Genomic DNA, 21,452 nt, shown 5'->3' with positions numbered 1-21,452 from the left:
GGCAGAGCTTCGAGCCCGGGTGCCGAACCGGGAATCCTCCCGGCGACAGGGTGCTCGATGACGTCGTAGCTTCGTCCGCAATCGGGAGAAGGAGGGGGGACATGGCTGGAGACACCCAAGAGGAGACGCTCACCGACGTCTTCGACGACGGCGCGCAGTCGGGCACCACGACCGAGGCGCCCACCTCGACGGATCCCGCGGCGCCGGCTCCGGCACCGGAGACCACGACGGTCGCCGAGCCAGCGGGCGGCACGCCCGCCCCGACCGGCGTGAGCTTCCCCGCCCCAACGGCCGCGACGATCCCCGATCCCGCGTCGACCGAGATCCAGATGCCGGCGGAATGGGCCGGGCGCGGCGCTCCGCCGCGACCCGAGACCGTCCGAGACGAGATCGCGTCCAACCAGCACCGGGCGCAGACCCTGCGGCAGCACGCGCAGCAGATCAGCGAGCAGGAACAGCGCGTCGACGCCGACGCCAACCTCGCGAGCCAGCTCCTCGCCGAAAGGACGCAGGACTACAAGGAGCTGGAAGACCGCGCCAACGCGCTCAGCGCGCGTTCACAAGAGGTCGAGCACGATCTCGACCGTCTCGCGCCCGACCTCAACAACGCCTTGGACCACGCCAACATGCTCAAGCGCGCGCTGGGCGAACGGGTCCCGAGCGACGAACTGCGCGATCCGTCCGGAACGCCGCCTCCGGTGGTCGCGGTCGAGACCGACCCCACGAAGATCGCGACCCTCCGTCAGGAGCTCAGCACAGCCCAGGCTGACGTCGACAAGGCGCTGCAGGCGCAGTCGGGCCTGCAGGAGCAGCTCACGAGAATCAAAGCCGAGGACGGCGACCTCCGCCCCCAGCTAGAGCTCGCACGCACCACTCTGGTCGCAGAGACCACGCGAACCGAGGAGCTCAAGACGCGCGGCGCGCAGCTCGATCAGCAGTCGGGCACGACCCTCGATCAGGCGCGCGCGCTGGAGGCGGAAGCGAAGAATCTCAGCGACGCGCTCCCCGACTACGAGACGATCTGGCAGCAGTACGCAGCGGACCATCCCGACGAGGCCCAACGCACCGACCTGGGCACGATCGACGTGCGCGTCCCGCCGCGGGAAACGGCGGCGGCGCACGCGCAGGGACGTCGCGAAGAAGCGGGCAGGTTGGAGCAGCAGGCCGCCGACCTCGACGAGGCGGCGGCCGACGCCGCACGCGGCATACAGATGCGCGGCGATCTCGCGCAGCGCCGCGACGAAGAGGCCGCCGACCTCACCCAGCGCGCCGACCAGGCGGCACCGCGCGTCACCAGCGCGCAAGCTCAAGCCGACACCGCTCGCGAGCAGGTAACCCGACTCGCTGCCGATACGGACCGCATGACCGCCGAAGCCGACCGTCTCCGCGCGGCCGGCCGTACCGAGGCGGCGGACACCATGCAGGCGCGCGCGCACACCGCGACGAACGAGTTGATCAACGCGAGCACGCGAGCAGACCGGCTCGCCGCCGACGCGGAGCGGATCTCCCAAACTGCGCGAACCGACAGCGCGCGCGCGGCCGAGCTCACCAAGGAGGCGGAGACGCTTCGGAACGACGCCGCGACGTTGGGCGGACGACAGACCGAACTGGCGAATCAGGCCACGAAGCTCCGCGCCGACGCCACGACGCAGGACGAGATGGCCAGACGAGTCGAGGATCAACTCGACACCGGTCAGCCCTTCCAGTACACGGTGACGAAACCGGACGGCACCACGGTGGAGGTCGAGGTGCCGTCGACTGCGCCGGCGGGGACGTCGACGGACCTCACCGCCAGCGACGACGTGACCGGAGCTTCCCCGCCCACCGGTACCCCGACCGACAGCGCCGGTACCGACGACAGCCCGTCCGCCGACGGCACCGCGTCGGCTGACGGCGCGAGCGAGACGCCAACCGACGTGGTGGGGACCGGCGCACAAGCCGTGGCCGGCGACAGTGGAACCACGTTCGCCGACTCCGGCACCTCGGCGTCCGACGACGCCACGCCGAGCGGCAGCGACTTCCTGGACACCGCGCAATCCGACACGCAGCAGCCCGACCTCACCGAGCCCACCGGCACCATCTCGGAGACCGACTTCGGGTCGTCAGCACCACCAGACGTGGGAACCAGTTCCACTACGACCGACGATGGGGGAATGGACCCGTGAACGATCAAGCGACCACCCCACGGCGCACGCTCCCTGACGGTCGGCCCGCGCCCGACGTCGCACCCAGCTCGGCGCTGCTCGACCACGACGACCTCGCGACGATGTACAAGGAGTTGCGGGCCGGCCATCCCGTCAGGCTGTCGTCGGACGGGCATGTCTTCATCGACCACAACACCACCGGCACCGCCATCGACATCGCAGACCAGCGTTTCGTCGAGACGAAGCTCGCGGAGATGAAGGACATGCTGCAGATGGGCTTCCTGGTGAAGGTCTCACCCGACGGCACCATCACCGCGAACAGCAGCGACAACACGTTCCAGTATCGATCGGACCCGCACCACGAGCTGAGTCCCGACGATCGGGCGTTCGTCCGCGAGGCGTTGATCGGCGGCGGCAACGTCGGGATCCGACCCGACGGCACAGTCCAGGTCGACTACCCGGAGGGCGCCCAGCGCCGCCAGTTCGTCGACGATGTCGACCGGATCATGAACGAGCTCGACAACCAGATCAGCTCGGGCAAGCTCGGGGAAGCCGCCCGCGCCGGCAGCGGGCTCATGATTGTCGGGGGCAAGAACGGCACGACGGAATTCGATTACAGCGTGCAGCCCGTGAGCAACACGCCGCCGATCGCGTTTCCGGCCGACGCACGGGACCCCATGGACCCGACGGCTCCGGCCGCGATGCAGGACGAGGCGAAGGACCTCAGCGGTCGCGCCGCGGGCATGCGCGAGACCGCGAATCGGGAATTCGAGAAGCAGGCAGCCGACGTCGGCCAGCAACGTGACACCGCGGCGCGCGAACAGGGATCCGCGCAGCAGCAGGCCGCGGCCGCGCACCAGCAGGTCAACGACGAGTACAGGCAGGCCGACGCCGCGCACGCCGCCGCAGACGCGGCGAACGCGCAGGCCCTCCAGCTGGAGGCAGCAGGTAAACCCGCCGAAGCCGCCGAGCAGCATGAGCTCGCGCGCGCCAAGCTCGCCGAAGAGGTGGCGCTTCGCGATCGCGCGGGCGGAGCGAGCGAGGCTGCCACCGGGCTCGAGAAGCAAGCCGCTGACGCGGGCGCCAAGGTGCAGCAGCTCGACACGCAGCTCACCGACGTCAAGGCGCGCGCTGACGCGTCGGAGGCGACGGCCGACGCCATGGAGAACCGGGCCAAGGCGATGACCGAGGCCGCCGACCATCTGGACGAGGCCAACCGTCTCAAGATGGAGGCGGGCCACTCGCGAGCGCGGGGCAACGAGGACGAGGCCCGCCGGATCGAGGAGAACGCCGATCGCGAGCGACAACTCGGCACCGCGGCTGTCGGCACCGCCCGCGGCATCTCGGTCGACCCGATCACCCCCGACCCGGCCGCCACCCAGCCGGCGGGCACCCAGCCACCAGGCACCGATCCGTCGACGCCATCCGACACCGGCGCGGGCACCACCCCCGTGACCCTTCCGCCGCCGATCTTCGGCGACGACTTGTCGTCGTCCGCACCGGGTTCCGACACGGCCACGGTGGCAGCCACCGCCACGACCGACGCGCTCGGCGATCCCGTCTTGAGCGGCGCGTTCGCGTCCCCCGGCGACCAGGCGGTGACCGTCGCCGCGGCTGACGGTCCAGCCCCCAGCGATGTCGGGAGCGATGTCGTGAGCGGCGATCCCGGCACCGCACCCGATCTCGTCGGCGACATCGACACGCCGGCAACCGGCGCGCCACAGGCCGACGCGCAGCTCGCGAGCGTCGACGCGAGCCCCGCCGACGCCGCGGGCTCTCTCTCCACCGACGCCTCGGCCACGTTCGCGGACGACACCTCGGCCGGTACGCCTGACTCGTTCGCCGCCGCCGACGTGCTCGCGGCCATTGACCCCGGGGCAGCCTCGCCCGACCTCGCCACCGAGGGCGACACCGCCGGGCTCGCCCCCGACCCCGGGAACTCCACCGCCGGCGACTCCACCCCCGGCGACTCCACCCCCGGCGACTCCACCCCCGGCGACTCCACCCCCGGCGACCTTGCCTGACCCGAATCCGCCACGACTCGTGCAGGGACAATGTTGGGCTGAGTACGATTGCGCGACACGAGCCCGACAACCCCAGGGGGCGAGATGGACCGTCTGACCAAGTCCTACCCGGTCTTCGACTGCGACGCGCACATCAACGATCCGGAGCAGATCTGGGACTACGTCCCCGAATCGCAGAAGGAGCTCGTGCGCAACACCTACTGGCGCGGCGACGCCGAAGCGTGGCTGAACGGCGACACGCCGGTCATGGGTGGCGGGAACGCCCACTTCCCCGGGTACAACCCGATCTGCATCGCGGGCCCGCAGATGAACAAGAAGATCATGCGCAAGCTCAACACGATGGCGCTCACGCCTGAGCAGAAGGCGTACCTCCATCACGACGGCGCGATCAGCGGGCGCGCGCGTCTCATCGAGATGGACCTCATGGGGATCGACCAGGTGCTCGTGATCCCCACCATGGTGATCATGCACGTTCCGTTCGCGACGAACGCAGAGGGTGTCGACGCGTTCTGCAAGGCCTACAACAACTTCGTCGTCGACTGGTGCAGCGAAGAGCGCAGCCGGCTCTTCGGCGCTGCATTCCTGCCCGCGCAGGATCCGCAGTACACCGTGAACGAGATCCACCGCGCCGCCGGGCTCGGGCTGCCCGTGGGTCTCATCCGTCCGATCGACGCACAGGCCAAGTACCCGAACGCGGCGGCGCCGTCGATGATGGCGAACGGCGCGTACGACGCGGTGTTCAAAGCGTTCGAAGAGACCGGCATGGTGTTGGGCATGCACACGTTCCCCGCGCCGAACTACCCGCACCCCCTCGGACCCGACTACCTTGCGTCACCCGGCGAGCTCTTCAACCGCGCCGGCATCGACTCGCAGACGTTCTCGTTCGTGCACGAGATGCAGGTGTGGCTCTCGCAGGTGCTCCTCAGCGGGCTGCTCGACCGCTATCCGAAGCTGAAGATGGCAGTGTTCGAGTCCAACGCGGAGTGGCTGCCGTACACCCTGAAGACGTGCGACCGCCTGTTCAAGCTGTACGCGCGCGAGCGCGGCACCGCGACCGACCGTCTGCCGTCGGAAGCGTTCCACCAGCAGTGTGTGATCTCGTTCGAGTCTGACGAGGTCGGCGTGTTCAGGCAGTGGACGCACTTCGCCAAGATCGGCATCTGGGCGTCCGACGCCTACCACCACGACGGGGCCGACTCGTGGAGCGCGATGCGCAACATGGCCGAGTGCGGGGTTCCCGAGGAGGTGCAGGCCGACTTGCTCGGCGGCAACGCCCGCCAGTTCTACGGCATCGAGGGCAAGCTCTTCGTTACCGACGAAGCGGCACCGATCGATCGTCCCGACTGGTTCCCGCAGGGTCCCGAGCTCGAAGAGTGGGCGCATATCGTCGCCCATCCCCGCGAGAACGCCCAGAAGATGGCGGAGCTCGGCCTCGACCCGATGAGCCTGCTCAGCGGCGAGACGGAGGTCGCGGCAGGAAAGGGCACCTACTGATGGCACCGGCCGGCGCGACTCCGGTCATCGACGTCGACAGTCATGTGTACGAGCCCCCGGAGATCTGGGACCGCTACATCGCCGAGGAGTTCCGCAGCATGGCGCGGTCGGCCTTCTATCACGAGGTCGACGACGAAGGGAACCGGCTCACGATCGTGAACGGCGCGCCGGGCCGCGAGCTCAATCGCTCGCGGCTCGTGCGTCAGGCGATCTGGCGGCCGGGCATGACCATCGACGAGATCGGCGCGCTCGATCCCGACGAGTACTTCGCGATCAACCCCGGCGCGTTCGACCCACAGTCGCGGCTCGCCGACATGGACGCGATGGGCGTGGACCAGACCGTGGTGTTCCCCACGCTGTTCAACGAATACCTCCCGCTGGTGGAGAACCCGCAAGCGGCCGCCGCGCTCGCGCAGGGCTACAACGACTGGCTCTGGGACTTCGCAGCCCAGACCAATGGTCGGGTGCATCCCGTGGCGATCCTGCCGTTGCACTCGTCGTTGCTCGCTCGGCGCGAGCTCGACCGCGTCGCCGAGAAGGGCTTTTCGTCGGTCGTGATCCGCCCCGCGTACTTCGCCACCAACGTGATCGAGGGTCACTCGCTGCAGGAGCAGATCGCGCGCGCGATGGCCGAAGGGCTCCGGCAGGGCATGGGCGGTGGCGAGTGGGCCGACCGCCACTTCGTCGAAACGAGTCCGTTCCGAGCGTTGTGGAGCCATATCGACGAGCTCGACATGGTGGCGTGCGTGCACCCGTCGCTCGGCATCACCGGGCCCGACTCGATCTCGAGCGGTGCGTTTGCGGAGCGGGTCTCGCAGCGCCTCGGGGTTTCGCACACCATTGCCGAGCCGATCGCGCACATGCAGGACGCCGACCTGTTCGTCACGTCGGCGTTCTTCCACGGTCTGCTGGAAGACCTTCCTTCCTTGCGCCTGGCGATCCTGCACGCCGGCACCAGCTGGGTGCCGCTCGCGCTGGAGAAGTCGGAGACGTACCTCTGGCTCTCTCCGCAGTACGCGGCCAATTTCGTGTGCCTGGAGCCCGAGGAGGTGTGGGACCGCCACCCGCTCGTGGTGTCGTTCGACAGCTGGGAAGAGTCGGTGGCGATCATGCCCGACCGCCTGGCCGACAAGGCCGCGTGGGGCTCGAGGTACCCGAATCACGACGCGGCCGGGCCCGACGAGGCACGCACCATGCTCGAAGGCGAGGGCGTCGACGGCGCCACCATCGACCGCTTGCTCGGTGGCAACGCGGCAGACCTGTTCCGCCTCCAGGTACCCGCGACCGCCTGATCCCGCGTCAACGACATGCCCGCCGACGCCACGGGCGAGATGGCCATGGGTGAGATGGCAGGGCACGGCGTCTACGACCAGCACTCGCTCGCGCAACATTCGGCGGGGAGCTACGGCATGCCGCTCCTCGAACGCGCGGTCGGCGAGATCGCGCAGATCGATCCGGGCGCCGGACCGATCGTCATCGCCGACTTCGGGGCGGCCGGCGGGCGCAACGAGCTCGCACCGATGGCCACGGCGATCAACGGGTTGCGCGCCGGCGGGGTGACCCAACCGATCGTCGTCGTCCACACCGACATCCCCACCAACGACTTCACGACCCTCTTCGAGACGATCGAGCAGAGCCCCAACACGTACCTGCACGCGCCCGATGTGTTCGCGTTCGCGGCGGGTCGGTCGTTCTACGAGCGGATCTTCCCGCCTGAAACTCTCACGTTCGGGTGGTCGGCGATCGCTGTGCACTGGTTGTCGCACGTTCCCGTACCGATCCCCGATCACGTCTATTGCTCGTTCGCGAGCGGCGACGCGCGCGCCGCCCTCGTGCGTCAGTCTGCCGACGACTGGGACGCCTTCCTCACCGCCCGCGCGGCCGAACTGCGACCGGGTGCCCAACTGGTGGTGGTGGGTGGTGCGGCAACCGACGATGGTGCGAGTGGCGCCGAATCACTGATGACCGCGCTGAACGACTCGCTCCGGGACGCCGTCTCGACAGGAACGCTGACGGAGGACGAGTACCGGCAGATGACCGTACCCACCTGGAACCGCACGATTGCGGAGTTCGCCGCGCCGTTCGAGTCCGGCGGTGGCGCGACAACGGCGGGGCTCACGCTCGTCGAGCAGTCCCTCGCCCGGCTGCCGGACCAGTACTTGCCGGCCTATCTATCATCCGGCCGATCATCCGGCGATGCCGGCGCGTTTGCCGACTCCGTGAGCGCGTTCCTCCGCGCGTTCACCGAGCCGAGCCTCATCGAGACCCTCAACCGCGGGCCGGAAGCGCGAGCCGAGATCGCCGATGCCGTTTTTGCCAACGTCCGCTCTCGGTTGGCGGCCGAACCCGCAACGTTCGAAACGACCTGGCGAGTCGCGTTGCTGCGCATACTGCGCGCGCCCGCGACGCGTCACTAGGTTGCGCCCACTTGGACCTCCGCGCCCTCCCAGTAGGGAGCTCGGAGCTCGCGCTTGAGCACCTTGCCGGCGCCCGACTTCGGCAATGGCTCGGTGCGCACGTCGATGGCCTTGGGCACCTTGTAGCCGGCAATGAGCTCACGACAGTGCGCGATGAGCTCGTCGGCATTGACCTCGGCACGGGGGACGACCACGGCATGCACGGCTTCGCCCCAGCGCGCGTCGGGAATGCCGAACACCGCCGCTTCCCCAACCGCCGGATGACGGTAGAGCGCCTCTTCCACCTCGGTGCTGTACACGTTCTCACCGCCGCTGACGATCATGTCCTTGGCGCGGTCGACGAGGAACAGATAGCCCTCGCGATCCTGGTAGCCGAGATCTCCGGTGCGGTACCAGCCGTCGACGAGCGCGGCCGCGGTCTCGGTCGGCTTGTTCCAGTAGCCTGACATCACGTTCGGCCCGCGCACCGCGACCTCGCCGACCTCCCCAACCGGTACGCGCGCGCCGCCTTCGTCGACGACCGTGACCTCGACACCGACCGTCGGCTGACCACACGACCGAGCCTGCGGCGTGTCGAGCAGCAGCTCCTCGTTCAGGAGGGTGGTCGCAAGCGGAGCGAGCTCGGTCGCGCCGTACACATGCAGGAGCTGCGCGGCGGGAAACGCCTGGTGCGCGCGGCGGAGGGTCTCGGTGGCGATCGGAGATCCGCCGTGCGACAGGTAGTGCAACGACGACACGTCGCGCGGATTCGTGAGCTGTTCCTCGGTCATCGCCGCCAACATGGTGGGTACCACGAGCGTGGCGGTGATGCCGTGTTCGGCGATGAGATCGAGCGCCCGCGCCGGATCGAACGCCGGCAGCACCACATGCTGACCGGCGTTCCACACCGTGTTGAGCACCGCGATCGATCCGGCCGCGTGGAACAGCGGAGCGATGATCAGCCATCGCGTGTCGGCCGTGAAGGGCCAGCACATCCCGAAGTGCATCGCGTTGGCCACGAGGTTGCGATGCGTGAGCATCACCCCCTTCGACGCGCCGGTCGTGCCGCCGGTGTAGAAGAGCCCGGCCAGCGCGCTCTCGGCGATATCGTCGGGCAGGTCCGCGGGTTCCGCGGACGCGATGAGCTCCTCGTACCCCGTGTCGAGATCGAAGACGTGCTCGACCGTTTCCCGGAGCGAGTCGGCGTGTACCGACGTGAAGAGCACCCTCGTACCGGAGTCATCGAGCGCGTACCGCAACTCGGCTTGTGTGTGGCGCGCGTTCAGCGGGACGACGACCATGCCCCCTCCGGGCACGGCCTGGTAGAGCTCGAGGTACCGGTGGCAGTTGGGTCCGACGATCGCGACACGGTCGCCGGCGTCGAGACCCAGCCCGCGGAGCGCGCCGACCAGCCGCCGGCACCGGTACCAGGTCTCGAGGTAGGTGAACTGCTCGTCGCCGCAGACGACGGCGGTACGATCACCGCCTACCTGAATGGCTCTCCGCAATGGCGCGATGACCGTCGTCATGGGTCCTCTCCCGGTACGCCGCCGTCGAGCCGGACAGTACGCCGCATTCACCCACACCGTCAGCCGCAGTTTCCGAAGCCCGTAGAGTGCGCGCGCTTCCGGCTCTCTGGAGGAACGACGTGATCTACGAGCTCCGCATCTACCGAGCGCATCCCGGGCGCATGGGCGCGCTCCAGGCCCGGTTCCGTGACCACACGTGCCGCCTGTTCGAGAAGCACGGCATGACGAACGTCGGCTACTGGACGACCGCGATCGGTGGCCGCAACGACGAGCTCTGGTACATCCTCGGCTACGAAAACCTCGCAGCCCGGCAGACGGCGTGGGCCGCGTTCCGGCAGGACCCCGAGTGGCTCGAGGTGTACGCGGAGTCCGAGAAGGACGGCCCGATCGTCCACCACCTCGAGAACCGGATGCTCGCGCCCACCGACTTCTCACCCCTCCGGTAGTCCACGACAACCGGTGGTGCTCGCGCACCCGGTCAGTCCGGGTGCCGCTGGACCAGCTCCACCTGATAGTTGTCGGGGTCGGCGACGAACGCGATCGTGGTGTTCCAACGCTCGAGCTTCATCGGCTCCGTGACGGACCGGTAACCCGCGGCGGTCGCCGCCTTGTACAGACCCTCGCAGTTGTCGGTGTGGACGTACAACTTCCACATCGCGGTCCCCATGTCGATGAGCCCCTCCTGCTTCAGTTGCTGCGCGAGCTGGACCTTGCCGCCCTTGGCGGGGTTCTCGAGGATCGCTTCCTTCGCGACCGCGATGTCGGTCTGGCTCGTGCACTCGAGACCCAGCGTCTCGTAGAACTTGATCGTCGCGTCGATGTCGGTCACGTTGATGCAGTACTGCCCGACCCAGGCCTGTGTGGTCTCGTCACCGTCGAGCCACGGGTGACGCTGCACGAACTCGACGAGGTAGCCGTCGGGATCCTTCACGAAACCGACGGTCACCGGCCACCGCTCGGCGCGCGCCGGCACCGTCACCGACCCGCAGCCGAAGTCGATCGCCGCCTTGTACATACGATCGATGTCGTTGGTGTTGACGTAGAGCTTCCAGAACGCGGTCCCCATGTCGATGGGACCCTCCTGCTTCAGCTGCTGCGCCAGCTGGATCTTGCCACCCTTGCCGTTCGCGTCCTCGAGGATCGCTTCCTTCGCGACCTGGATGTCGGTGCGGCTCGTGCACGTGAGGCCGATCGCCTCGTAGAACGCGATCGTCTTCTCGAGATCGGTGATGTTGATGCAGTACTGGCCCAGCCAGGATTCCACGTCATTCCCCGTTTCTGTCGTGGTGCAAAGCTCTACTCGGAAACACAGTCGAGAATCCCGGTACCGTATCAACCTGGCCCGACGTCATCGAGGTGGGACGCTTGACCAAAGCGCGAAGGACGCCGAGACTCGGCTCGTGGAAGTCGACGCGCGACGCGACGTGATCCTCACCGGGATCGGCGGCCAGGGGATCCAGCTCTGCGCGAAGGTGCTCGCCCTGGCGGCCGCTGCCGACGGTCACCACGTGATGTTGAGCTCGTATTTCGGCGGCGAGATGCGCGGCGGTCGCACCGAGGCGACGGTCGTCACGCGTGACGAGCCGATCGTCGGGCTGCCGCCCATCGTGCCCCGCCTCAATGCGGCGATCGTGCTGCACCCGGCCTTCCTCGGCGACGCGCTGCCGCGCCTCACCGACGATCCGCTCGTGGTCACCGATGCCTGGGCCTGGCCCGAGGGTCACGGGACGGGGCGCGTCGTCCGCGTCCCGGCCCGTGAACTGGCAACCGAGCTCGGCGCGCCGGTGGCCGCAGGACTCGTGCTGGTCGGCGCCTTCGCCACGCTCACCAACACCGCGGGCCCCGAAGCCCTCGCCGGCGCGGTGTCCGAGCTCGTGCCCGCGCATCGCGTCGCCGCCTTGCAAGCAGACCTCGCCGCGCTCGACGCCGGCGCGAACTTCGTCACGACCGCAGTGTCGACGTGACCGCTCCGCTGCACCGCACACCGCGCGGAACCGTGCTGATGGCACTCGATCGCTGCAAGGGATGTGGTCTGTGCGTCCCGGTGTGCATGCCGGGCGTGCTCGAGATGACCGAGGAGCGCAACGCGAAGGGGTACGTCCTGCCGCGTCTCCTCGACGGCTGCACCGGTTGTCGCGCGTGTGCAGACATCTGTCCCGACTACGTGTTCGAGGTCTACCGCTTCGATCACTTCGAAGCCGATCACGTCGAACAAAGAGTGAGCTGACGGTGGCACTCGTGCTCCGCGAGGGTTACGACGCGATCGCCGAGGCCGCGGTCGACGTGGGGTGCCGGTTCTTCACCGGCTACCCGATGCTGCCGTTCACCGGGTTGCTCGACGCGTTCGCCCGCGCGCTCGACCCCGTCGGTGGCGTGATGATCCAGGCCGACACCGAGATCGAGGGTGTGAACATGGCGCTCGGTGCCGCCGCAACGGGCGCGCGCGCCGCGACCGGGTCCACCGGACAGGGTGTCGCCCTCATGCAGGAAACGATCGCCGAGGCGGCGCTGAACGAGCTGCCGCTCGTGGTGTTCAACATGGGACGCGGCCAGCAGGACTACTTCCAGTGCACGCGCGGCGGCGGTTGGGGGGACTACCGCACGATCGCGCTGGCGCCGTCCAGCGTCACCGAGGCCGACGAGCTCACCCGGCTCGCGTTCGAGCTCGCCGACAAGTGGCTCACGCCGGTCATCGTCTACGGCGACCACCTCATCGGCTTCACCCAGATGACGGTCGAACACGATCCCGGTCGTCCCGCGGCTCCCCAACCGGACAAGCCGTGGGCGCTCGACGGCAGCTCGGGCGGCACCGGAAAGTCGAAGGTGATCTGGACGTGGCGGCTCGGCAAGCACAACACGCCGGGGCCGGGTCCCGATCAGCACTGGCGCGACGTGGCCGAGAAGTACGACGAGATCGCGCGCGTCGAACCCCGGCATGCGAGCCGTCATCTCGCCGGTGCCCGCCACCTCGTCGTGTCGTTCGGTACCACCGGTCCGTTCGTCGACTACGTCGTCGACGTGCTGCGTGCCGAGGGCCACGCGGTCGGCACGTTTCGTCCGATCACACTCTGGCCGTTCCCGGCGTCTGCTCTCGCGGCCGCCGCCGCCGACGGCGATCAAGTATTGGTGTACGAGTTGAACGCCGGGCAGATGGTCGACGACGTGCGGCTCGCGGTGAACGGCGCGGTGCCTGTCCATTCAATTGGTGGCGTGAGTCAAGACGAGTCGGGCATGCGCCAGGGTGAGCTGCTCGGTGTGGACGCGATCCGCGCCCGCATCCTCGCGGCGATCGAAGGAGCGGATCGATGAACGAGGGCACACCCGTCGACCTCGCCGGCGCGCGCAAGGTGGCCCCGTTCGCGCCCGAGCTGCTCCAGAGCACGGAGCACCATCTGTGCTCGGGCTGCGGCCACCCCGTCGCGTGGCGGTTGCTGGTGGAAGTGCTCGAGGAGCTCGATCTGGTCGACCGGTCGATCGGCGTCGTCGGCCACGGTTGCTACACGCAGATCATCACCACCGCCGACGTCGAGTTCCTCCAGTGCTTGCATGGCCGCGCGCCCGCGGTGGCCACAGGGATGAAGCGCATGCTGCCGGACCGCGCGATCTACACGCTCCAGGGCGACGGTGACATGGTGTCGGAAGGACTCGCCGAAGTGCTGCACATCGCGGCGCGGGGCGAGTCGATCACCTGCCTCCTGCTCGACAACGGCGTCTTCGGCGACACCGGTGGTCAGATGACCGCGACCACCACCGTGGGCCAACGCACGAAGACCGATGTATCCGGGCGCGCGCCGGCCGACTACGGCTACCCGATCCCGATCGCCGACATCGTCGCGCAGTTCCCGGGCGTCGCCTACGTCGCGCGCGGCGCGGTCGACCGGCCGAACGCCGTCTCACGCACGCGCCGCTATCTGCGCCAAGCCTTCGAGTCGCAGCTCGCCGGCGAGGGCTTCTCACTGGTCGAGATCCTCACGATGTGCCCCACCGGCTGGTCGGTCCCTGCTGACCAGGGCGCCGAGTACCAGCGCGACCAGATGACCACCGCCTACCCGCTGGGCGAGCTGCGCGCGCGCCAAAACATGGGTCGCTCGACTGCGAGCCGGGATACCCGGCTCGCGGGCGTTTCGCTCTGAACGTGGACGTTCGGATCCACGACATCCTCACCCGCGCGGCTCGTCTCGCGCCCACGCAGCTCGCCGCAACACTCGGTGACGACCAACGAACGTTGGCCGAGCTCAGCTCGGGCTCCAACCGGGCCGCTCACCGGCTGGCGGGCGAAGGCGTCGCGCCCCTCGACCGGGTCGTGTGGTGGGGACCCACCGATCTCGCCGCGCTCGAGCTCTGCTACGGCGTGACGAAGCTCGGCGCCGCGCTCGCACCGATCAACCCCGGTTTCACCGAAACCGAGGCGACGAGCGCGATCGAGTACCTCCGACCGCGCATCGTTGTCGCGCATCCGACCTACGAAGACCTCGCGCGGTCGATCGCGGGCCCGCTCGGCTTGGATGTCGTCACCACCACCGTCGACTGGCTCCAGGGCGCCGCGACCACACCGCTCCCGCGCGTCGGCAACACGGAGGATGCATGTGCGATCTTCCTGACCAGCGGGTCGACCGGCGCGCCGAAGGCCGCATTGCTTTCACATCGCGCGAGCTGGCTGCGCGCCGTCGCTCGAGAGGCCGAAGACGGTTCACCTGGGCGCAATGGAGAAGTCGTGATGTTCGGCCTGTTCCACATGGCCGGCTGGTACTTCCTCGAGCACGCGTGGGCGGTGGATCGGCCCGTCCATCTCGTGCACCGCGCCGACGCGCACGAACTGCTCGCGGCGGTCGAGCGCCGGCGCGCGAGCACGCTGTACGGCATCCCGGCCGTTTGGCAGCGCATCCTCGACGACGGCGCGCGCTACGACGCGTCCTCGCTGCGCGAGGTGCTCACCGGTACCTCGCGTGTCGACCTCGGTCTTGTCGACGCGCTGAAAGCGCGCTTCCCGGGCTCATGGACGTCGGTGGCCTACGGCTCGACGGAAATAGGCAGGGGCGCGGTGCTGGCCGATGCCGATCTCTACGCGAAGCCCTCGAGTGTCGGGTTACCGCCTCCCGCCGTCGAGGCCCAGATCGATGACGAGAGTGAGCTGCTGCTGCGCGGCCCCACGATGTTCTCCGGCTACCTCGATCGACCCGACGCGACCGCAGTGGCGATCGACGCCGACGGTTGGTTCCACACCGGCGACCTCGCGACGCAAGACGCCGACGGCTACCTCACGATCACCGGCCGCTCGTCCGAAGGAATCCGGTCGGGGGGCGAGTGGATCGCGCCCGTCGAAGTAGAGGCCGCCATCCTCACGCACCCAGCCGTCGCCGAAGTGGGTGTTGTCGGATTGCCGGACGACCGGTGGGGCGAGTTGGTGTACGCGGCGATCGTCCTGCGACCCGGTGCCATGGCTCCGACCGTCGAGGAGCTGCGCGCGCACCTCGCATCGAGGTTGGCCAGTCACAAGCACCCGCGCGTGATCGTCGCGGTCGGCGAACTGCCGCACACCGCCGCGACCGGTCAGATTCGCCGCGCCGCGTTGCGTGACAGACTCATCGGCCGGGAGCGATGAAGGAGCCCGCATGAGCGATGTCCGGCGTCACCAGATCACCGAGGCCGGCCCGGTCCACGACGAACGCGAGATCGCGGCGGTCGTGGAGGTCCTGCGGTCCGGCACGCTCCAACTCGGCCCGAACGTCGAGGAGTTCGAGCGACGCGGTGCCGAGTTGCTCGCCCACCAGTACGGGGTGATGGTGAACAGCGGCACGTCGGCCTGCTGGCTCGCCGTCGACCTGCTCGGCTGTGAGCCGGGCGACGAGGTGATCACCTCTCCGCTCACCTTCTCCAGCGACATCGCGCCCCTTGTGCGCAACGGCATCATCCCGGCCTTCGTCGACGTGGAACCCGACACCTTCCAGATCGACGTCACGAAGATCGAAGCGATGATCGGTCCCCGCACCAGGGCCATCCTCACACCGAACCTGGTGGGCAACTGCCCCGACTGGGACGCGATCCGCGACATCGCCGATCGCCACGGCCTCCTCGTCGTGGAAGACAGCTGCGACGTGCTCGACACCCACCTGCGCGGGACGCGGACCGGCTTGCGCGCCGACATCTCGGTCACGAGCTTCGCCCGCGGGCACGCGATCACCGCCGCGGGAAACGGCGGATTGATCGCGGTCGACAACCCCGAGTGGTTCGATCGGACGCTCGTGCGCCGCCGCTGGGGCCGGCGCTCCGAGAAGTTCCTGTTCGGCACCAACAAGGGCTCCAACCCGCGCTTCGGCGAGCTCGACGACGGCACCCCCTACGACATGGTCTTCGTGTTCGACGACATGGGCTACAACTTCGAGCCGTCCGAGATCATGGCCGCGTACGGCCTCGTGCAACTCGACAAGCTCGACGACTTCAATGCCCGGCGTCGGCACAACTTCGCGCTGCTCGACGAAGTGCTCGCCAAGCACGAGGACAAGGTGGTGCGGCCGCGCACCATCCCGGAGCTCGAGACCACGTGGATGCGCTACCCGTTCGTGCTCGCCGACGGCATCGACCGAACCGCGGTGCAGGAGTTCTTCCTCGAGCGCGACGTACCCTCCCGCATGGTGTGGACCGGCAACATCCTGCGCCAGCCCGGGTTCGCGCACATCGCGCACCGGGCCCCCGACGGCGGCCTGCCCAACGCCGACCTGGTGATGGACCACGGGCTCTCGCTCTCGTCGCACAACGCGCTCACCAGCGACGACATCGGCCACCTGGTGGAGTCACTGTCGGACTGCATGCACGCGTTCTGACATGGAGTACGAGAAGCTCTACATCGACGGTGCGTGGGCCGCGCCACACGGGAATGGCACGCTCGATGTGACCGACTCGACTACCGAGGAAGTGTTCGCGACGATCCCTGCCGGCGATCCCGTTGACATCGACCGCGCTGTGGCCGCGGCCAAGGCCGCATTCCCGGAGTGGTCGGAACAGCCGGCGGCCGAGCGCGGCAAGCTCCTTCGACGCGTCGCCCACACGTTGAAAGCACGGCGCGACGAGATCGCCACGGTCATCGCCCACGAAGTCGGGATGCCGAAGCACCAAGCGCTGACGGCCCAGGTGGGAGGCGGCATCTCGGGCTTCTCGGCGGCTGCGGAACTTGCCGCGACGTTCGCGTTCGAGGACACCCGGAACGGGCTCGTCGTGCGCGAGCCAGTCGGCGTGGTCGGTTGCATCACGCCGTGGAACTACCCGCTCAACCAGATCGGCGCGAAGGTCGCGTACGCGCTTGCAGCCGGTTGCACCGTGGTGCTCAAGCCGTCCGAGGTCGCGCCGGTCAACGCGTTCATCCTCGCCGAGATCATCGACGAGATCGGCTTCCCTGCCGGGGTGTTCAACCTCGTCAGCGGTCTCGGACCGGTCGTCGGAGAAGCACTCGCCGCGCATCCCGATGTCGACATGGTGTCGTTCACCGGCTCGACCCGCGCCGGTCGGCGCGTCGCCGAGCTCGCCGCGCAGTCCATCAAGAAGGTCGCGCTCGAGCTCGGCGGCAAGTCACCGTTCGTCATCCTCGACGATGCCGACTTCCCGAGCGCCGTCGCCGACGGTGTCGACGCGGCGTACGAGAACTCCGGCCAGACGTGCGACGCGCTCACACGCATGCTCGTGCCGCGGTCACGGCTGGCCGAAGTCGAGCAGATCGCACGCGAAACCGCCGAGTCGTACACCGTCGGTGATCCGTTCTCGGACGAGACGCACCTCGGCCCACTGATCTCGTCGGTACAGCTCGGTCGCGTGCGCGGCTACATCGAACAGGGGATCGCCGAAGGCGCGACGCTCGTCACCGGTGGCGCGGAGCCACCTGACGGTCTCACGATCGGGTACTTCGTGAAGCCCACCGTGTTCTCGAGCGTCACCCGCGACATGATCATCGCCCGGGAGGAAATCTTCGGGCCGGTCCTGTCGATCTTGCCGTACGACACCGAGGAAGAAGCGATCGAGATCGCGAACGACACCGTGTACGGGCTCTTCGGCGCGGTGTCCGGTGGCGAGGAGCGCGCGCAGCGCGTCGCGCGCAAGATCCGCGCAGGCCAGGTGCGCGTCAACGGCGGCCGAGGTTTCCGCGGCGCGCCGTTCGGCGGGTACAAGCAGTCGGGCCTCGGGCGCGAGAACGGAACGTACGGGCTCGAGGAATTCCTCGAGGTGAAGGCGGTGTTCACGTGACGGCGCTGGCCCCCGGCACGACGACGCGCGTCGAACACTCGCTGAGCGATGAGCCGCTCTTGTCGCTCGACGCCTTGGCGGACGCGGCCGACCGCTTGACCGCGAAGAACGTGACCCGACGGGGTGTCGTCGCCGATCGAATCGCTCCCGACCGCCGGTACTGGCCGCTCAAGGGGCGACCCGGCGAGGCCGTTCGGAGCGTCACCACGACCGCGTGTTGGGTCCGGCTCGGCGCGCTCGCGCGGTTGCCCGAGTACGCGGCGCTCCTGCGCCGCGTCGACATCCGCCGGTTCGAGCTCATGGTGCGCGCACGGGGGGAACGAATCCTCGCCGAGGACCTCAAGGCGTTCGTCGCCGCGCCGGGAATGACCGTTCCGGTCCACTTCGACCGCGATCACCACCTGCTCCTGCAGATTTGCGGCACAAAGACCGTGGGAACGGGAACGTTCGCAGATCCCGAGGTCGCTCGACATCAGATCGGGCACGGCATGGAACCGGGGCAGCCTCGCGCCGACGTCCACCCCGACGTGTGCGAGCAGCGCGTCCTCCACGCCGGGCAGGGCCTGGTGATACCGGCCTTCACGTTCCACTGGGTCGAGAACCACGACGACGTGACGATCGCGCTCACGTGCATGGCCCGGACCGACCGGACCGCACGAGAGGAGGCGGCCCATGGCGTCAGCTCGCGGTTGCGCTCGCGCGCTGGTACAGTCCACACCGAGCAGGAGGCTGACGATGACGAACGCCAGCTCGGAAACTGATCGCTACGAGCCACCGTGCATCGAGTCACGCGCACGGATCGACACCCCGTTGATCGGTCAGATCTCGCGGGAACCCGAGTAGGTCGTCCACTCGGCCAGACCCGAGCGAGGTCACCGCTCGTCCGACCTCCCGAAGACCAGATATGTCGCGTTCCTGGGCGGGATCAACGTCGGTGGGCACCGAATGACGATGGACTCGTTACGCGCGGAGTTCGAAGCGCTCGGGTTCACCGCGGTGAGCACGTTCATCGCGAGCGGCAACGTGATCTTCGAGGCGGCCGGCAAGGCCGCTCCACTGGAGTTGAGGATCGACGCCCATCTCGCCGAGCAGCTGGGCTACCCCGTCCCCACGTTCGTGCGGACGGCGGGCGCGGTCGCCAAAGTCGCCGCGCTCGAGCCGTTCGGACCGATTGCCGGCGGCGAGACCCACCTGGTCGCGTTCCTGCGTCGGGCGCCGACGGCCGCGGCGAAGAAGGCGACCGAAGCGCTGAGCAACGACCAGGACCGATTCGAGGTCCACGGCACGGAGCTGCACTGGCTGATCCGCGGCGGCGTCACCGACTCGAGCGTCAAGAGCTCGGTGCTGACCAAAGCCCTCGGGCGTCCCTGGACCACGCGGAACACGAAGTCGCTCCGCAAGCTCGCCTCCACGCTGCGCGTCAGGCGCCGGTGAGCACGTGCCGGACTGTGGGAGTCTTCCGTCGTGCACGTTGGGCAGACCGCGACGCGAACCCGGAGGGTGACTGCGCGCGACATCGAGCTGTTCACCGAGATCACAGGCGACCGAAACCCGTTGCACTACGACGAGCAGCTGGCCACGCGGAGCCGGTTCGGCGGCATCATCGTGCAGGGAGGCGTGACGTCCGGACTGCTGAACGCGCTCGTTGCCGAGGACCTGCCGGGTCCGGGGAGCGTGTTCTTGCACGTCGACTGGAACTTTCGCGCGCCGGTCAAGCCGGGTGACGAGATCACCGCCGTCGCCGAGGTACTCGAACTGCGCGACGACAAACCGATCTGCACGCTGCGCACCACGATCACCAACCAGGACGGAACGGTCGTGCTCGACGGCACTGCCCTCGTGTACCAGGAGTCGCTCGACTGACTTTCGGAGCGACCCGCTATACCCTGCGGGGGTATAGTGTACGGATGGCTGGATACAGCATGAAGAAGGACGACCTGCTGCGTCGGCTCCGCCGGATCGAGGGACAGTTGCGGGGGCTGCAGCAGATGGTCGAGGAAGACCGCTACTGCATCGATGTCCTCACACAGATCTCCGCCGCGACCAAGGCGCTGCAGAGCGTGGCGGTCGGAATGTTCGACGATCACCTCCGCCACTGCGTCGCCGATGCGGTGGCCGGTGGCGGGCGAGACGCCGACGAGAAGCTGACCGAGGCAACTGCAGCCGTCGAGCGCCTGCTCAGGACCTGAAGGAGTACGCGATGGCCACCGCGATGTATCACGTGAGCGGAATGACCTGCGACCATTGCGTGCGCGCGGTCAGCGACGAGGTCGGCCGCGTTGCCGGTGTGTCGGCGGTCGACGTCGACCTGTCGTCGGGCGAAGTAACGGTCATCAGCGCGGAACCGGTGGACGACGCGGCCGTGCGCGCCGCCGTCGGCGAGGCGGGATACGAGGTCGTGAGTTGAACGTCGCCGTCAGGCTGGTCTTGTTCGCGCTGCTCCTCGTCGCGGTGTTCGCGGCGGGGCTGGGGATCGGAACCGCGGTCGGACCGGTCGATGACGCGCCGCCTCGGCACACGGAGCACCTGCGATGACCACAGCCAATGTCGAAGGTGGCCGCGTCGAGCTCGAGATCGGCGGGATGACGTGCGCGTCGTGCGCGGCGCGAATCGAGAAGCGGCTCAATCGCATGGATGGCGTCAGCGCGTCGGTGAACTTCGCCACCGAGAAGGCACTCGTGACGCTCTCCTCGGATGTCACCCCGGACGAGCTGATCGCACAGGTCGAGGCCGCCGGCTACGGCGCTTCGGTACCCGGACCCGACATCGCCGAGCAGGCCTCGACAGACGACGACAAGGATGCCCGGGCCGCCCGGTCGCTGCGCGACCGACTGCTCGTCAGCACGGTGCTCACGATCCCGGTGGTGCTGCTCGCGATGATCCCGGCCCTCCAGTTCCGCAACTGGCAGTGGCTCTCACTCACGTTGGCGGCCCCGGTCGTCGTGTGGGGCGCGTGGCCGTTTCACCGTGCAGCATGGGTGAACCTTCGGCACGCGACCGCGACGATGGACACGCTGATCTCGATCGGGACGCTGGCGGCGTTCTCGTGGTCGCTCTACGCACTGTTCTTCGGTGACGCCGGCGATGTGGGCATGACGATGAGCTTCGATCTCACACCGGGTCGCGGCGGAGGTCAGCACGAGATCTACCTCGAAGTAGCAACCGCGGTGACGGTGTTCATCCTCGCCGGACGTTTCTTCGAAGCCCGCGCCAAGCGGCGTTCCGGCGCGGCGTTGCGCGCCCTGCTGGAGCTCGGCGCGAAGGACGTCGCGGTGCTCCGCGACGGCCGAGAGGTCCGGGTACCGATCGAGCAGCTCGTCGTCGGCGACCGCTTCGTGGTCCGACCGGGCGAGAAGATCGCCACCGACGGGGTCGTCGAGGAAGGGAGCTCGGCGATCGATGCGTCGTTGCTCACCGGCGAGAGCGTGCCCGTCGAAGTTGCCCCGGGGGACGCGGTCGTCGGCGCGACCGTGAACGCCGGTGGCCGCCTCGTGGTGCGCACCACCCGAGTGGGCTCCGATAAGCAGCTCGCGCAGATCGCGCGCCTGGTCACCGCCGCCCAGATGGGCAAATGACCGCTCCAGCGCCTGGCCGACCGGATCTCGGCGGTGTTCGTGCCCGTAGTCATCGCAG

General features: G+C 68.6%; 20 protein-coding genes and 2 pseudogenes. 20 read left to right on the top strand and 2 right to left on the bottom strand.

Annotated elements, in window-relative coordinates:
* Positions 1-101 precede the first annotated feature (101 nt).
* The 5 genes from WD271_07925 (at position 102) to WD271_07905 (ending at position 8,079) form a co-directional block, all read left to right on the top strand.
* Positions 102-2,165, top strand: coding sequence for a hypothetical protein (locus WD271_07925; protein ID MEX1007760.1), 2,064 nt, complete (start codon positions 102-104; stop codon positions 2,163-2,165).
* The gene (locus WD271_07920) at positions 2,162-4,168 is read left to right on the top strand and encodes a hypothetical protein (protein MEX1007759.1); all 2,007 of its coding nucleotides are present in this window, start codon (positions 2,162-2,164) and stop codon (positions 4,166-4,168) included. Before WD271_07925 ends, WD271_07920 begins: the two co-directional genes overlap by 4 nt.
* Positions 4,169-4,252: 84 nt before the next feature.
* The gene (locus tag WD271_07915) at positions 4,253-5,662 is read left to right on the top strand and encodes an amidohydrolase family protein (protein MEX1007758.1); all 1,410 of its coding nucleotides are present in this window, start codon (positions 4,253-4,255) and stop codon (positions 5,660-5,662) included.
* The gene (locus tag WD271_07910) at positions 5,662-6,954 is read left to right on the top strand and encodes an amidohydrolase family protein (GenBank protein ID MEX1007757.1); all 1,293 of its coding nucleotides are present in this window, start codon (positions 5,662-5,664) and stop codon (positions 6,952-6,954) included. The genes WD271_07915 and WD271_07910 overlap by 1 nt, the downstream gene beginning before the upstream one ends.
* A 15-nt stretch (positions 6,955-6,969) precedes the next feature.
* Positions 6,970-8,079, top strand: coding sequence for a hypothetical protein (locus WD271_07905; GenBank protein MEX1007756.1), 1,110 nt, complete (start codon positions 6,970-6,972; stop codon positions 8,077-8,079).
* Here WD271_07905 and WD271_07900 read toward each other — a convergent pair.
* The gene (locus WD271_07900; GenBank protein ID MEX1007755.1) at positions 8,076-9,587 is read right to left on the bottom strand and encodes an AMP-binding protein; all 1,512 of its coding nucleotides are present in this window, start codon (positions 9,585-9,587) and stop codon (positions 8,076-8,078) included. The genes WD271_07905 and WD271_07900 overlap by 4 nt on opposite strands.
* A 119-nt stretch (positions 9,588-9,706) precedes the next feature.
* Here WD271_07900 and WD271_07895 point away from each other — a divergent pair, with 119 nt between their 5' ends.
* The gene (locus tag WD271_07895; protein ID MEX1007754.1) at positions 9,707-10,033 is read left to right on the top strand and encodes an NIPSNAP family protein; all 327 of its coding nucleotides are present in this window, start codon (positions 9,707-9,709) and stop codon (positions 10,031-10,033) included.
* A 32-nt stretch (positions 10,034-10,065) separates the two neighbouring features.
* Here the strand turns inward: WD271_07895 and WD271_07890 are convergent, their stop codons facing one another.
* Positions 10,066-10,851, bottom strand: a complete 786-nt coding sequence (locus WD271_07890) for a VOC family protein (protein MEX1007753.1) — start codon at positions 10,849-10,851, stop codon at positions 10,066-10,068.
* Between the two features lie 136 nt (positions 10,852-10,987).
* Between WD271_07890 and WD271_07885 the strand changes: the two genes are divergently transcribed.
* The 14 genes and pseudogenes from WD271_07885 (at position 10,988) to WD271_07820 (ending at position 21,391) form a co-directional block, all read left to right on the top strand.
* Complete coding sequence (locus tag WD271_07885; GenBank protein MEX1007752.1) at positions 10,988-11,551, top strand: 2-oxoacid:acceptor oxidoreductase family protein; 564 nt, start codon at positions 10,988-10,990, stop codon at positions 11,549-11,551.
* Positions 11,548-11,814 carry a 4Fe-4S dicluster domain-containing protein gene (locus WD271_07880; GenBank protein ID MEX1007751.1) on the top strand — a complete coding sequence of 89 codons (267 nt, stop codon included), beginning with the start codon at positions 11,548-11,550 and terminating at the stop codon, positions 11,812-11,814. The genes WD271_07885 and WD271_07880 overlap by 4 nt, the downstream gene beginning before the upstream one ends.
* Before the next feature lie 2 nt (positions 11,815-11,816).
* Complete coding sequence (locus tag WD271_07875) at positions 11,817-12,896, top strand: hypothetical protein (protein ID MEX1007750.1); 1,080 nt, start codon at positions 11,817-11,819, stop codon at positions 12,894-12,896.
* Positions 12,893-13,720 carry a thiamine pyrophosphate-dependent enzyme gene (locus tag WD271_07870; protein MEX1007749.1) on the top strand — a complete coding sequence of 276 codons (828 nt, stop codon included), beginning with the start codon at positions 12,893-12,895 and terminating at the stop codon, positions 13,718-13,720. The genes WD271_07875 and WD271_07870 overlap by 4 nt, the downstream gene beginning before the upstream one ends.
* Before the next feature lie 2 nt (positions 13,721-13,722).
* Entirely contained in the window at positions 13,723-15,189 is a 1,467-nt protein-coding gene (locus WD271_07865; protein ID MEX1007748.1) for a class I adenylate-forming enzyme family protein, read from the top strand.
* A 10-nt stretch (positions 15,190-15,199) separates the two neighbouring features.
* Positions 15,200-16,408: a DegT/DnrJ/EryC1/StrS family aminotransferase gene (locus WD271_07860; protein ID MEX1007747.1), complete on the top strand. Its 1,209-nt coding sequence runs from the start codon at positions 15,200-15,202 to the stop codon at positions 16,406-16,408.
* Between the two features lies 1 nt (position 16,409).
* Entirely contained in the window at positions 16,410-17,819 is a 1,410-nt protein-coding gene (locus tag WD271_07855; protein MEX1007746.1) for an aldehyde dehydrogenase family protein, read from the top strand.
* Positions 17,816-18,580 (top strand): hypothetical protein, encoded by a 765-nt coding sequence (locus WD271_07850; GenBank protein ID MEX1007745.1) that lies wholly within the window; start codon positions 17,816-17,818, stop codon positions 18,578-18,580. Before WD271_07855 ends, WD271_07850 begins: the two co-directional genes overlap by 4 nt.
* 148 nt (positions 18,581-18,728) lie before the next feature.
* Positions 18,729-19,253: pseudogene (locus WD271_07845) on the top strand (DUF1697 domain-containing protein).
* A gap of 30 nt (positions 19,254-19,283) precedes the next feature.
* Positions 19,284-19,682, top strand: a complete 399-nt coding sequence (locus WD271_07840) for a MaoC family dehydratase (protein ID MEX1007744.1) — start codon at positions 19,284-19,286, stop codon at positions 19,680-19,682.
* Between the two features lie 44 nt (positions 19,683-19,726).
* On the top strand, positions 19,727-20,008 hold the full coding sequence (locus WD271_07835; protein MEX1007743.1) for a metal-sensitive transcriptional regulator: 282 nt from the start codon (positions 19,727-19,729) through the stop codon (positions 20,006-20,008).
* A gap of 11 nt (positions 20,009-20,019) precedes the next feature.
* Positions 20,020-20,226, top strand: coding sequence for a heavy-metal-associated domain-containing protein (locus tag WD271_07830; protein ID MEX1007742.1), 207 nt, complete (start codon positions 20,020-20,022; stop codon positions 20,224-20,226).
* Positions 20,223-20,354, top strand: a complete 132-nt coding sequence (locus WD271_07825) for a hypothetical protein (protein MEX1007741.1) — start codon at positions 20,223-20,225, stop codon at positions 20,352-20,354. Before WD271_07830 ends, WD271_07825 begins: the two co-directional genes overlap by 4 nt.
* Positions 20,351-21,391: pseudogene (locus tag WD271_07820) on the top strand (cation transporter). Before WD271_07825 ends, WD271_07820 begins: the two are co-directional and overlap by 4 nt.
* Positions 21,392-21,452: the final 61 nt, after the last annotated feature.

The sequence above is a fragment of the Acidimicrobiia bacterium genome, from assembly GCA_040880805.1.
Classification (GTDB): Bacteria; Actinomycetota; Acidimicrobiia; order IMCC26256; family DASPTH01; genus DASPTH01.
This window is presented reverse-complemented; position numbering and strand designations above follow the sequence as displayed.